Source organism: Rossellomorea sp. ABR4_004 (genome assembly GCF_056159585.1).
In genome coordinates this window covers 1,055,725-1,068,778 of sequence record NZ_JBSWVM010000001.1, presented here as the reverse complement: position 1 = coordinate 1,068,778, position 13,054 = coordinate 1,055,725, and the positions used below count along the sequence as shown (strand labels likewise).

The following is a 13,054-nucleotide window of genomic DNA, read 5'->3' as shown; positions in this document are numbered from 1 at the left end:
AGGTGGCAGAGTGCCGGAGCTGCCTGAAGTAGAAACGGTCAGAAGGACGTTGGAGCTTCTTGTTATTGGGAAGAAAATCAAAGACGTCTCGGTTTTTTGGCCTAAGATGATTAAAAGCCCCGACGAACCCCATGAGTTTGTTCATAGCTTGAAGGGGCAGGAAATACTTGAAATGAGAAGACGGGGGAAATTCCTGATCTTTTATTTAAACGACGTGGCCCTGGTTTCTCACTTGAGAATGGAAGGAAAGTACAACCTGTCCGACAGCCGGGACCCCATTGAGAAGCATACTCACGTCATCTTTCATTTTGCGGATAACACAGAACTCAGGTACCGTGATGTCCGCAAGTTCGGGACGATGCATCTATTCAGGAAAGGGGAGGAATTGCTTCATCTTCCCCTCCTGCAGTTAGGACCGGAACCATTCCAATCCGAGTTTACAGCCGGTTACTTGGCTGAAAAACTGAGCAAGACAGAAAGAATCGTGAAAGCCACATTATTAGATCAGACGGTCCTCGTAGGTTTGGGGAATATCTATGTGGATGAAGCGTTATTCCGTGCAGGTATACACCCTGACCGAAAATCGAAATCTCTTTCACAGGAAGAAATTGAACGTTTGCACAAAGAAATCATTCATACCCTGACCGAAGCCGTTGAAATGGGAGGAAGTACGGTTCGCTCCTATGTGAATTCTCAGGGACAAATGGGTATGTTCCAACAGAACCTCTTCGTGTATAGCCGGAAAGAAGAACCTTGCCGAAAGTGTGGTACTCCCATTGAGAAGAAAGTTTCAGCAGGAAGAGGGACGCACTATTGCCCCGATTGTCAACGTTAAAAAAGACAATTAACATCTGATAAGCCCTAACCATATAGTATTGTAATGATTTTTGGGAGGGCTATTAGATGAGTGAAACAATCTCCTTATTACTGCTGGCGTTTGCTGTAAGTCTTGATAGTTTTAGCACAGGTTTAACTTACGGATTACGAAAAGTGAAAATCCCTACAAAATCAATCAGCATCATATCCATTTGTTCGGCGAGCTCCTTACTGTTGGCCATGTTGCTTGGTCAGACCATCGGATCCATTATCTCTCCGCTTTGGGCTGGAAGGATCGGCGGGCTGATTCTGGTTGTGATCGGGGCGGCGGTACTGTACCAGTTCTTTAGACCGGAAAGAGAAACGGTATTATCCCAAGAGAAAACGTTAATTAACTTTGAGATTAAATCGATAGGATTAGTGGTTCAAATTTTAAGAAGGCCGTTAACGGCAGACTTTGATAGATCAGGTACAATTACCGGTATTGAAGCATTTATGCTTGGAATCGCACTGTCATTGGATGCATTCGGTGCCGGAATTGGCGCTGCGTTATTAAATTTCTCGCCATTCATACTTACTTTAGCCATCCTCGTGATGAGCTTTACGTTCTTATTCTCAGGATTGAAGATGGGGCAATTCTTCTCTCATTTACGGTGGATTCACCGCGTGTCATTCCTCCCTGGGGTTCTGTTGATCCTTATAGGGATCCTGAGGTTTTAATGGCTGAGCTAGAAAGGAATAGGATAATGGCTAGCATTATAGGATTAACAGGTGGCATTGCAAGTGGTAAAAGTACAGTTTCAAAAATGTTAAATGAAAAAGGCTATACCATCATTGATGCTGATCTTGCAGCCCGTATGGTGGTTGAAGTTGATCAGCCGGCATACCTTGCGATTGTGGAAGAATTCGGTGAACATATACTTCACGATCACGATTCCACCATCAATCGGGAAAAACTCGGCCAGATCATCTTTAACTCTGAAGAAAAACGAAAAAAGCTGAATGGAATCGTTCATCCTGCCGTCAGAAGCATGATGCTCGCACATAAAGATGAAGCCATTCTTGCTGGTAAAAACACGATTTTCATGGATATCCCCCTTTTATTCGAAAGCAACTTGACGTGGATGGTCGATCGCACAGTCGTGGTATACGTGAACGAAGAAACCCAACTATCCCGTCTAATGGAACGGAACAACTTTAACCGTGAAGACGCATCATCCCGCATCGCTTCCCAATTCCCCTTAAAGGAAAAAGCAAGCCATGCCGACGCAGTCATCGACAACAATGGTTCTTTACATGAAACTAAAGAACAGCTTGATGCGCTATTAGTTGAATGGGATCTAAAACCATAGAATGACTTATGAGCCGACAAGGAAAATTCTTGTCGGCTTTTAATTTGGTCCATTAGATAATGAGTAGTAATGACAATATATCTTGATTTTTGGTTTGCGTTTGTATATAGGACAAATTCTGATCGTCACTATAGAAGCTTTATGGTGTTTGTCTGTCATGGATAGGTACTAAATATATATCAGCACAGAGTGGATTGTAGCGGAAGGCACTTGACTCCTGCGGGAATGGCTCACCGCCCGCCCCGCAGGAGTCAAGTGCCTGGAGCGGAAAGGAACGGTCAATGTTTAAATCAATTTCATTGAAAAAAATGTATGAATTCATACCACAAAAATATACATTCAATAAGCCTATTTGTCAGAATAATAAAACATTAAAAATCCGCAAAATACTTATTAACATATTCTCTAAATATGTTATACTATTTTTAGCAAATAAACATATAAGTATAACATTAATATAGAGGGGAGCCGGATTTATGAAGGCGAAAATTGCAATCAATGGTTTTGGACGTATTGGGAGAATGGTTTTCAGGAAAGCAATATTAGAGGAAAACTTAGAGGTTGTAGCCATTAACGCAAGCTACCCGGCTGAAACATTAGCACATTTAATTAAGTATGACACAAATCATGGAACATTTCAGGCAGATGTGGTGACGGAAGATGATGCACTCATCGTCAATGGAAAACGTGTCCTACTATTAAGCAATCGCGATCCTAAAGCATTGCCTTGGGGCGAATTAAATATCGACATTGTGATTGAAGCTACTGGAAAATTCAATTCGAAAGATCAAGCGAGCCTTCATTTAGAAGCGGGAGCGAAAAAGGTCATCCTGACTGCCCCTGGTAAAAATGAAGACGTAACCATTGTGATGGGTGTAAATGAAAGCGCATTAAATATTGAAGAACACAGCGTCATTTCAAATGCATCTTGTACTACGAACTGCTTAGCGCCGGTTGCGAAAGTATTAGATGAGCAATTTGGAATTGAAAATGGTCTTATGACGACTGTCCATGCATACACAAATGACCAAAAAAATATTGATAATCCACATAAAGATTTGAGAAGAGCGAGAGCGTGCGGTCAATCGATCATCCCGACCACGACTGGTGCAGCAAAAGCATTATCATTGGTTCTGCCTCAATTAAGCGGCAAGCTTCACGGAATGGCATTACGTGTCCCTACACCCAATGTTTCACTAGTGGACCTGGTTGTGGATGTGAAAAGAGACGTAACAGTAGAAGAAATCAACGAAGCTTTCATTACGGCTTCAGTTAGTTCTTTACACGGAGTGCTGCAATTTACAACAGAACCTTTAGTTTCAATCGACTTTAATACAAATCCTCATTCAGCGATCATCGACGGATTATCCACGATGGTCATGGGAAATCGAAAAGTGAAGGTACTGGCCTGGTACGATAATGAGTGGGGCTACTCATGCCGCGTCGTCGACCTCGCTAAATTCGTTGCATCAAAAATGAACGCAAAACAAGAAGTCAACGTTTGAAAGAACCCAAATAAAAAATAAGCTGCATCCTTAGAACGTACCTTTTATGGTGCGTTCTTTTTCTTGTGAATTTTTTAAAGGGGCTTATCGTAAAATTTGTTCCTTTTACAAGCAGGTTTAGGGGTGCTTCTTTAGTAGAAAGTTTGTTTTAGGAACAACTTTCTGCCAAAGAGCTTTTGTGTCTATCTATCAAAAAGTATAGTTAGAAATAGTGTAGTATCACAGAGTGGATTGCAGCGGAAGGCACTTGACTCCTGCGGGAAATAGAGGAAAGGTCGAGACCCCGCAGGGCAAAGCCCGAGGAGGCTCGACTTCCTCCCCGCGGAAAGCAAGTGCCTGCAGCGGAAAGGAACGGTCCCCGTTTAGAGCATAAAATTACTACATTGTTGTTTATGTCAAAAAGTGAAAAGGATATTCGTATTATCCACTTGAAAAAAGTTTGAAAAAATTTATTGCAAAAGAGTTTTAAACAAAGTATACTATTTTTCGTGAACTTCTTATTAGCAAATGAATACTGATTTAGCTACTTAAAGGGTTAGGACCTCTTCGGACTAACTTTCCCCCGTGGTAGTTAAGATTTTGCCAAAGGACACGTTCATTTTGACGAAAAAAATTATGTCAAAGGGGGAAACACGAAAATGGAAACAATGGGTCGTCATGTAATCTCAGAATTATGGGGTTGCGATTTTGAAAAATTAAACGATGTAGTAGGAATTGAAAAAACATTCGTAGATGCTGCGCTTAAATCAGGTGCAGAGGTACGTGAGGTAGCTTTCCATAAATTTGCTCCTCAAGGTGTTAGTGGAGTTGTGATCATTTCAGAATCACATCTGACTATTCACAGTTTTCCTGAACATGGTTATGCCAGTATTGATGTATATACTTGCGGTGATTTAGATCCTAACATCGCTGCTGAATATATTGCAGATGCTCTTGGTGCTGACACACGTGAAACAATTGAATTGCCACGTGGAATGGGTCCGGTACAAGTGAAGAAGTCTCAGGCTCAAGCCCTTTAATCGAAGATAACTCAGAAGAGATGCGTATCAGATGCATCTCTTTTTTTATGCGTTTGTACAGGAATTGATTTTGAATTTTCATTCCTGTGGTTTTCGTGTAAAATAAGGGTAAATAAAGGGAGGAACTTTAAATGAGCGGAATACGTACTTTTTTTAAACGGTTTCAATCAGAATGTGAGACATCTGATCAGCACGAAGATAAAGACCTGAAATCACGCTATTATAAATCCATGCATCAAGGTGCATTTAATGCAGTATTAGAGTTATTCTCTTCCTCTGAGTATGAGGTGATTTCCCAGTCTAAGGACAGAGGTGAAATTACGGTCCGTAAAAATGGTACTCCCCAATTGTTTATTGTCGCAACGATCATCACGGTAAGGCCTTTTGAAACGGCAGTCGATTTCAAGATCAGTGCAGATAAAGGGAAAATCTTTGGTACATATACGGTTTTAAAAGCACAGATTAACCATTATTATCAAAAGCTTGATAGCGAATTGACCAAAGTGAAATAACGGTAAGTCCTTTATAAGCTTGTGTAAGTCGCAGCTTTTTAATATGATGAAAGTAATAGTATGTAATAACGGAGCTGATATTATGAAGTGCCCGTCTTGCCAGCATAATGGTACACGAGTAGTGGACTCCCGTCCTGCAGATGAAGGACGTTCAATCAGAAGAAGAAGAGAATGTGAAGAATGTAATTTCCGCTTCACAACCTTCGAGAAGGTTGAGGAGCTTCCTTTAATTGTGGTGAAAAAAGAAGGGGTAAGAGAAGAGTTTAGTCGAGAGAAGATCTTGAGGGGGTTGATCAAGGCTTGTGAGAAACGCCCGGTCCCTCTTGAGAGATTAGAAAAGATCTCAACGGATATTGAAAAGGAACTCCGTAGTCAAGGTGCTTCTGAAGTAGAGTCGGTTAAGATTGGTGAGATGGTCATGGATCAACTTGCTAAAGTAGATGAAGTTGCATACGTACGCTTTGCATCTGTGTATAGACAATTCAAGGATATCAATGTATTTATAGACGAACTGAAAGAATTAATAAAAAAAGAGTAGAAGAATGAGCTGAAGATGTAATTCTTTAGCTCTTTTCTCTTTATTTTTTTGAAAGGTAGAATCCAACTATGATGAAGAAGCATTGGAATGAAATACAACCAATCGATCACTACACGGTAGGGACAAATGGGATTCTTCAGGAATACGATCGGAAAATCATCACGTTTCTGTACCAGCCTTTAATTGGTTCGGTTTGTTACAGTCTTTATATGAGTTTATGGGGAGAAGTAGAAGAAAACAGGCTATGGTCCACACATTCTACCCATTATCACCTGATGAACGTTCTGTCTGTCAACCTTCAGGAAGTATATGAAGCGAGAATGAAGCTTGAAGGGATAGGGTTGTTAAAGGCATACGAAAAAAGGGATAACGAGGATCGGAGCTTTCTTTATGAACTGCAGCCTCCTCTTACCCCGCAGGAATTCTTTCATGATGGTATGTTAAATGTGTATCTTTACCGTAAAATCGGCAGAACTCATTATTTGCGTTTAAAGAAATTCTTCACCGACGAAACGGTAGATAAACAGCAACACGTAAACATCACACGATCCTTTCAAGATGTTTTCACATCGGAACAAATTAATTTTCTCCATCACGATGCTAATATGGATTCCGAGACAAAGTCTGGTGAACAATATATGAAATATGGGAAGAATGGTGGTCTTCCACTGGATGATATCGATTTTGATTTTCAGTTACTACTTGCAGGGTTATCTGAATCAATGGTTCCAAGAAAAGCCTTTACAACTGATGTAAAGGAAACGGTTCTGAAGCTGAGCTATCTGTACGGTATTGATCCCCTTCAAATGAAAAATATCGTCTTAAGTTCCCTGGATGCAGATGATACCATTGATATAGAGCTGCTGCGCAAAACCGCACGTGATTGGTATGGGGTTCAGACAGGTGATCAACTGCCAGATTTGACGACGAGAATAGAGACCAAGTCTCCTGTGAAATCGGATAAACCCCGCACGAAAGAAGAAGAGCTCATTGAATATTTGGAAACAACGTCGCCAAAGGATGTTCTATCTGACATATCAAACGGAGGTGCTCCTTCTAAGTCAGACCTTCAGGCTGTTGAAGAAGTGCTCATGTCACAGAAATTGCCGATTGGTGTCATGAATGTCCTGGTCCAATACGTTTTGCTGAAAACGGACATGAAGCTCACAAAAGGATATATGGAAAAAATCGCGTCCCATTGGTCGAGAAAAAAGGTGACGACTGCAAGTGAAGCCATGGAATTAGCGAAAAAAGAACACAAGCAGTATCTTGAGTGGGCTGAAGGGAAAAAGGAAAATAAAACGAATAGACGAAGAAAGCCGATTCGTACGGAAAAACTCCCGGATTGGTTCCAAGAGGGTGAAACCGAGAAAGAAAATGATTCTTCCCTTGATGGATATGATTTCGAAGCAGAAAAGAAGAAACTCGAAGAAGAGCTTAAAAATTTTCGGAAGTAGGTGAACGTAGCGGTGGAGAAAATAAATAACACCTTGAAAAGGTTGGCGGCTTCTGGTTCGTTTCAACAAAGATATGAGCAAATGAAAAAAGAGATACTTGAAAACAATGATGTAAAGGATTTTATTCGCAGGAATGAAGGCCGTGTAACAGGGGAAATGGTAAATGAGAGTCTGATGAAGTTATATGAATACATCTCTCAAAGTAAAGAATGTCGATACTGTCCTTCTTTACAGGAGTGTAAAAATATGATGGAAGGGTATGACCCTCACTTGGTGATCAGAGGAAACACCATCGACATCGATTACCATCGCTGCCCTCGAAAAGTCATTCACGATGAAAGAACGAGCGCCCAGCGTTTAATCAAAAGCCTGTATGTGCCGAAGGATATTTTACAAGCATCTTTCTCAACCCTGGATCTTGATTCGAAAAGCCGTTTGGAGGCTGTCCGTTTAGCAAAGAATTTCGTGGAGAACTATTCAGAAGGTACAAAAATGAAAGGACTCTATTTTTACGGCAAGTTCGGAGTGGGTAAGTCCTATTTGTTAGGGGCGATGGCCAATGAACTCGCCGAGAAAAAAATCGCGTCCCTCATTGTCTACGTTCCTGAGTTCTTTAGAGAAATCAAGCAATCGCTGGGAGACAACTCGGTAAATGAGAAACTGGAAATGGTTAAAGCGGCACCGATCCTCATGCTCGATGACATCGGCGCAGAAACCATGTCAAGCTGGGGAAGAGATGAAATCCTCGGGACGATCCTGCAGTACAGAATGCTTGAAAACCTGCCGACCTTCTTCACCTCCAACTTCAACTTCAACGAGCTCACCCACCATTTGACGTACAGTCAACGGGGAGAAGAAGAGAAACTGAAGGCTGCACGGATCATGGAGCGGATTAAATACCTGTCCCAGCCCGTGTTGATCGATGGAAGGAATAGAAGAGATTAGAATAAAGTCAAAAAAGGGTAGGTTCATTTGCTTAGCGAATGAACCTTCCTTTTTGCTATGTTGAAATTATCTTATACATGAGTATGCTGAAAACCATTGCTGCTATTTTTAAAATGTATCTCATCACATATCTATAATAGGAGAGTCTATTCGGTCATTATGCAGGCGGTATATAAAAGCATAGAGTGGATTGTAGCGGAAGGCACTTGACTCCTGCGGGAATAGCGGGGCAGTTCGAAAAGCGGAGGGGCTCTGCTCAGGGGCGACAAGCATAAGACGAGTCTGTCGGAAAGGCGCTCTTTGCCTTTTTGGCAGACTTGGCTTATGACCTCGAGCCCCTAAGCCCCGTAGCTGGACAGGTGAGACCCCGGAGGCGCAGCCGAGGAGGCTCACCGCCCGCCCCGCGGAAAGCAAGTGCCTGGAGCGAAAAGGAACGGTCCATGTTGTTACACATCATTCATCACCCACTACTCCCTTCTTGTGACAGGCAAAAAGTTTGATAAGAGACAATTAAATTCCCTCATCAACTTCTAAATGATACAAGCCTCCCATATATATAAATCAGGGATTTGGGTTTAAGGAGGCGAGAAAGTTTGATTGAATTTATTTTCAAGCAAAAAAATGATGCGTTAAAGCTTCAAGAACACCTCAATAAAGAGTTCATCCAATCATGGTTCCATGAAACGCTCTTTCAACATACAACTCACTATAATCTGACGATAGAGGTTTCCCCTTTCTTCAAGGAAAAAGAAAAGCTGTTCAACGGGGTTTCCCACTTTGTCTTAAATGATAAATGCATGGACTGGTCCGAATCAGCCCTGAAAGAAAATTACTTCTATGAAGATATTGATGAAATCAATCAAATATTAGAGATCGTATCAGAGATAAGAATGGGTGAACGACCTGAATTGATGGAGTTGATCGGTGAATGGGACGAGGCCGAATACGTCCACGGCAGCCTGGAGCTTTTGTTGGAAGGGAAGGCCCCCATATCATTCGACTCTTTCAGCAAATTCAGGCTGAAAAAGCTTCAGGAGAGACTGCTCCTCATGCTGGATCTTGCTATCGATGAATATAAGATGGAGCAGGAATATCAAATGTTTGTCCATATGCTGCGGGAGTATCTGGCATCAAAGGAGCAGAAAATGCGCACGATCCATCTGTATTCGACTGGCTACGGCTTTCGTTTCTTTGATGAAGACATGAAAGAGGTGACAAGGCAGGAATTGACGAAGGCAATTGATAAACGCCTTCTGACGAATCACCCGTTATACGTTGATTCATACACCATTGCTCCGTTATTATCCCTTGCACCGGAGAAGATACTCGTTTACGGAAATGGGGACCATCAATTGCTCAGGACGCTTCAGAATATTTTTGAAGAACGGATCGATCTTTTGCCGATGAGTTATTTCCCTGATACACTTCTCTATCCCTCTTGGGATATCGCGAATGAATAGGCTGCTTATTTTATGGAATGCTCTTGCTTTTCAAAACATAACCGATTATAATACCTACATAATAAGTCAATAAATAAAGGTTATGATGAGGACAACAATATTCCTATTCCATTCACAGAGAGGGAAGTCTCTTGGCTGCAAGCTTCCTAATTCGTTAGTGATATTTACCACCTCGGAACTTCAATTATGAACTGGATCTTGACGGATTCACAGTAGTGATTGACGGCTAAATGTCGTTATTCGTTTTCAATGAAGTCATTGTCTGTATGTTTACGCACAATGAGAAGTTGGGTGGAACCACGAGTTTATTTATTAACCTCGTCCCTTCAAACGTGAAGGGGCGGGGTTTTTTTATGTTTTATAGAGATAATTTAAGGAGTGAAATCACATGTCAGAAGTAGTGAAAATCCAGTTCCCTGATGGAAATGTCAAGGAGTTTCCTAAAGGGACGACAACAGAAGAAATTGCTGCGTCCATCAGTCCCGGACTGAAGAAGAAGGCGCTCGCTGGTAAGATAAATAATGTATTAATCGACTTGCGTACAGGGATTCAAGAGGATGGGGCGATTGAAATCGTTACACCTCCAGGAGAAGATGCACTGGAAATTCTTCGTCACAGCACAGCCCATTTAATGGCACAGGCCATTAAACGCCTATATCCTGAAACAAAACTTGGGATCGGTCCGGTCATTGAAGGCGGATTCTATTATGATATTGATTCCGAGCACACGTTCACTCCGGAAGATCTTCCACTCATCGAGAAAGAAATGAAGAAAATCACTGGAGAAAACTTAGAAGTTGTCCGTAAAGAAGTAAGCCGCGACGAAGCTCAGAAAATGTATGAAGAAGTCGGTGACGAGTATAAGCTTGAGTTACTTGAGGCGATTCCTGAAGGAGAACAAGTTTCCATTTACGAGCAAGGAGAATTCTTCGATTTATGTCGTGGAATCCACATCCCTTCCACTAATAAAATTAAAGAATTCAAGCTGTTAAGCATCGCCGGGGCATACTGGCGCGGGAACAGCGATAATAAAATGCTTCAACGAATCTACGGTACAGCCTTCTTCAAGAAAGAAGACCTGGAAGAGCATCTGCGTCTTTTAGAAGAAGCGAAAGAGCGTGACCACCGTAAAATCGGTAAAGAATTGAATCTATTCATGAACTCGCAAAAAGTGGGACAAGGACTGCCGATGTGGCTGCCTAAAGGTGCCACGATCCGTCGTATCATCGAGAGGTATATCGTTGATAAAGAAGAGCGCTTAGGCTATGATCACGTATACACACCTGTCATGGGAAGCGTTGAGTTATATAAAACAAGCGGTCACTGGGATCATTACCAGGAGAATATGTTCCCGGTCATGGAGATGGATAATGAAGATCTTGTCCTTCGCCCGATGAACTGCCCTCATCATATGATGATTTACAAAAACGGCATTCACAGCTATCGTGAGCTACCTATCCGTATCGCTGAGCTTGGTCTGATGCACCGTTATGAATTATCAGGAGCACTATCAGGACTTCAACGTGTACGTGGTATGACTCTGAACGATGCTCATATCTTTGTCCGTCCCGATCAAATCAAGGAAGAATTCAAGCGTGTCGTGCGCCTGGTTCAGGAAGTATACAAAGACTTTGATCTGAAGGACTATTCCTTCCGTCTGTCTTATCGTGATCCTGAGGATACGGAGAAGTACTTTGATGATGATGAGATGTGGAACCGTGCACAAGGTATGATCAAGGAAGCGATGGATGAACTGGACGTCGAGTACTTTGAAGCAGAAGGGGAAGCGGCATTCTACGGCCCTAAACTGGACGTTCAAGTGAAAACGGCCCTTGGTAAGGAAGAAACTCTATCAACGGTTCAACTGGATTTCCTACTACCGGAGCGTTTTGACTTAACATATGTAGGGGAAGACGGGAAGCAGCATCGTCCGGTAGTCATTCATCGTGGTGTCGTATCCACAATGGAACGCTTCGTGGCATTCCTGATTGAAGAATACAAAGGGGCATTCCCGACATGGCTCGCTCCAACGCAGGTTCAGGTGATTCCGGTTTCCCCGGATGTTCACTTCGACTATGCGAAAGAAGTGAAAGAAAAGCTTCAGGCTGAAGGGCTGCGTGTGGACATCGATGACCGTAATGAAAAGATCGGTTATAAGATCCGTGAAGCACAGATGAGTAAGGTTCCTTACATGCTTGTAGTGGGAGACAACGAAATCAAGGAAACGGCTGTAAACGTCCGTAAATACGGAGAGCAAAAATCAGAAACGATTTCCCTTGATGAGTTCATCGGCCATATCACAAAAGAAGCGAAACGCTAAATAAGGAAGAGGGACGGACCTTGCTCCAAGGTCCGTCCCTCCTGCATAAATTTCAAAAAAACTATTGCACTCTCCTAAGATGTCTGATATTATGAAATACGTTGTGATATTAAATGATTATTTGACAGCGGTATTGTCATGTGATATATTATCTAAGGTGAATTGAATACAGTTTGGTACAAGTAGAAGCTACCCGCTTCTCACCTGAATAACGCGTTCGTGCTGTTTACAGGTATGTGATTGACTATTAAAGCCATTTATATATGCTTAATAATCAGGTGCGGGTGTTTCGACACTCGCATCTTTTTTTGTGTGTTCCACGCAAAAAAGGAAGCGAGTGCGTCGGCCAAAGCCGTGTATTCTTTTAATAAACCTTGGAGGTGGCTAATTATTAGCAAAGACATGATCTTAAACGAAACGATTCGTGCCCGTGAAGTACGTCTTATCGATCAAAACGGTGAGCAACTTGGGATTAAATCCAAGAATGAAGCTCTTGAAATTGCTGAACGTGTAAATCTTGATCTTGTTCTTGTTGCTCCAAATGCTAAACCACCCGTTGCTCGTATCATGGACTACGGTAAGTTTAAGTTTGAACAACAGAAGAAAGAAAAAGAAGCGCGTAAGAATCAGAAGATCATCAATCTTAAAGAGGTTCGTTTAAGCCCGACGATTGATGAACATGATTTCAATACCAAGCTTCGTAACGCTCGTAAGTTCCTTGAAAAAGGAGACAAAGTTAAAGCGTCAATCCGATTTAAAGGTCGTGCGATTACGCACAAAGAAATTGGTCAACGTGTTCTGGATCGCTTCTCTGATGAGTGTAAAGATGTAGCAACCGTTGAATCAAAACCGAAAATGGATGGTCGCAGTATGTTCTTGGTGCTTGCACCAGTTAACGAAAAATAAAGGACCCGAGGAGGAAAAGCACATGCCAAAAATGAAAACTCACCGCGGCTCAGCTAAGCGTTTCAAGAAAACAGGTTCTGGTAAACTTAAACGTTCACACGCTTACACAAGCCACTTATTCGCAAACAAATCTACTAAAGCAAAGCGTAAGCTACGTAAAGCGGCTGTTGTCTCTAAAGGAGATTTCAAACGCATTCGTCATATGCTTGACAACCTAAAATAAG

13 protein-coding genes and 2 other annotated features are annotated in these 13,054 nt (G+C 42.0%); all 13 genes read left to right on the top strand.

Going from position 1 to position 13,054, the window contains the following annotated elements; all coding sequences use genetic code 11:
* The first annotated feature begins 10 nt into the window (after window positions 1-10).
* The 13 genes from mutM (at window position 11) to rpmI (ending at window position 13,053) form a co-directional block, all read left to right on the top strand.
* Window positions 11-835 carry a DNA-formamidopyrimidine glycosylase gene (mutM, locus tag ACXAF2_RS05755; protein ID WP_475137727.1) on the top strand — a complete coding sequence of 275 codons (825 nt, stop codon included), beginning with the start codon at window positions 11-13 and terminating at the stop codon, window positions 833-835.
* A gap of 68 nt (window positions 836-903) precedes the next feature.
* On the top strand, window positions 904-1,536 hold the full coding sequence (gene ytaF / locus ACXAF2_RS05750; RefSeq protein WP_475137726.1) for a sporulation membrane protein YtaF: 633 nt from the start codon (window positions 904-906) through the stop codon (window positions 1,534-1,536).
* Window positions 1,537-1,562: 26 nt separating this feature from the next.
* On the top strand, window positions 1,563-2,168 hold the full coding sequence (gene coaE / locus ACXAF2_RS05745; protein WP_475137725.1) for a dephospho-CoA kinase: 606 nt from the start codon (window positions 1,563-1,565) through the stop codon (window positions 2,166-2,168).
* 476 nt (window positions 2,169-2,644) lie between these two features.
* A complete protein-coding gene (locus tag ACXAF2_RS05740; protein WP_475137724.1) occupies window positions 2,645-3,673 on the top strand; it encodes a glyceraldehyde-3-phosphate dehydrogenase in 1,029 nt (342 codons plus the stop codon).
* A gap of 638 nt (window positions 3,674-4,311) precedes the next feature.
* Window positions 4,312-4,692, top strand: a complete 381-nt coding sequence (speD, locus tag ACXAF2_RS05735; protein ID WP_034756998.1) for an adenosylmethionine decarboxylase — start codon at window positions 4,312-4,314, stop codon at window positions 4,690-4,692.
* A 131-nt stretch (window positions 4,693-4,823) separates the two neighbouring features.
* Window positions 4,824-5,204, top strand: coding sequence for a cytosolic protein (locus ACXAF2_RS05730; protein WP_475137723.1), 381 nt, complete (start codon window positions 4,824-4,826; stop codon window positions 5,202-5,204).
* 82 nt (window positions 5,205-5,286) lie between these two features.
* A complete protein-coding gene (gene nrdR / locus ACXAF2_RS05725; protein ID WP_475137722.1) occupies window positions 5,287-5,742 on the top strand; it encodes a transcriptional regulator NrdR in 456 nt (151 codons plus the stop codon).
* A gap of 71 nt (window positions 5,743-5,813) precedes the next feature.
* The gene (locus tag ACXAF2_RS05720) at window positions 5,814-7,199 is read left to right on the top strand and encodes a replication initiation and membrane attachment family protein (protein ID WP_475139119.1); all 1,386 of its coding nucleotides are present in this window, start codon (window positions 5,814-5,816) and stop codon (window positions 7,197-7,199) included.
* A gap of 12 nt (window positions 7,200-7,211) precedes the next feature.
* Complete coding sequence (gene dnaI, locus ACXAF2_RS05715; RefSeq protein ID WP_475137721.1) at window positions 7,212-8,144, top strand: primosomal protein DnaI; 933 nt, start codon at window positions 7,212-7,214, stop codon at window positions 8,142-8,144.
* 593 nt (window positions 8,145-8,737) lie between these two features.
* Window positions 8,738-9,604, top strand: a complete 867-nt coding sequence (locus ACXAF2_RS05710; RefSeq protein WP_475137720.1) for a putative sporulation protein YtxC — start codon at window positions 8,738-8,740, stop codon at window positions 9,602-9,604.
* A 73-nt stretch (window positions 9,605-9,677) separates the two neighbouring features.
* Window positions 9,678-9,933 (top strand) — a binding site (T-box leader).
* A 59-nt stretch (window positions 9,934-9,992) separates the two neighbouring features.
* Window positions 9,993-11,924, top strand: a complete 1,932-nt coding sequence (gene thrS / locus ACXAF2_RS05705) for a threonine--tRNA ligase (protein ID WP_475137719.1) — start codon at window positions 9,993-9,995, stop codon at window positions 11,922-11,924.
* 174 nt (window positions 11,925-12,098) lie between these two features.
* Window positions 12,099-12,238, top strand: a sequence feature (ribosomal protein L20 leader region).
* An 88-nt stretch (window positions 12,239-12,326) separates the two neighbouring features.
* Window positions 12,327-12,830 (top strand): translation initiation factor IF-3, encoded by a 504-nt coding sequence (infC, locus tag ACXAF2_RS05700; protein ID WP_034757009.1) that lies wholly within the window; start codon window positions 12,327-12,329, stop codon window positions 12,828-12,830.
* A gap of 22 nt (window positions 12,831-12,852) precedes the next feature.
* The gene (rpmI, locus tag ACXAF2_RS05695; RefSeq protein ID WP_032087387.1) at window positions 12,853-13,053 is read left to right on the top strand and encodes a 50S ribosomal protein L35; all 201 of its coding nucleotides are present in this window, start codon (window positions 12,853-12,855) and stop codon (window positions 13,051-13,053) included.
* The last annotated feature ends 1 nt before the right edge of the window (window position 13,054 follow it).

Coding starts and splice junctions, on each gene's coding strand:
- ytaF (WP_475137726.1), top strand. CDS start 904: ATGAGTGAAACAATCTCCTTATTACTGCTGGCGTTTGCTGTAAGTCTT.
- coaE (WP_475137725.1), top strand. CDS start 1,563: ATGGCTAGCATTATAGGATTAACAGGTGGCATTGCAAGTGGTAAAAGT.
- ACXAF2_RS05740 (WP_475137724.1), top strand. CDS start 2,645: ATGAAGGCGAAAATTGCAATCAATGGTTTTGGACGTATTGGGAGAATG.
- speD (WP_034756998.1), top strand. CDS start 4,312: ATGGAAACAATGGGTCGTCATGTAATCTCAGAATTATGGGGTTGCGAT.
- ACXAF2_RS05730 (WP_475137723.1), top strand. CDS start 4,824: ATGAGCGGAATACGTACTTTTTTTAAACGGTTTCAATCAGAATGTGAG.
- nrdR (WP_475137722.1), top strand. CDS start 5,287: ATGAAGTGCCCGTCTTGCCAGCATAATGGTACACGAGTAGTGGACTCC.
- ACXAF2_RS05720 (WP_475139119.1), top strand. CDS start 5,814: ATGAAGAAGCATTGGAATGAAATACAACCAATCGATCACTACACGGTA.
- thrS (WP_475137719.1), top strand. CDS start 9,993: ATGTCAGAAGTAGTGAAAATCCAGTTCCCTGATGGAAATGTCAAGGAG.
- infC (WP_034757009.1), top strand. CDS start 12,327: ATGATCTTAAACGAAACGATTCGTGCCCGTGAAGTACGTCTTATCGAT.
- rpmI (WP_032087387.1), top strand. CDS start 12,853: ATGCCAAAAATGAAAACTCACCGCGGCTCAGCTAAGCGTTTCAAGAAA.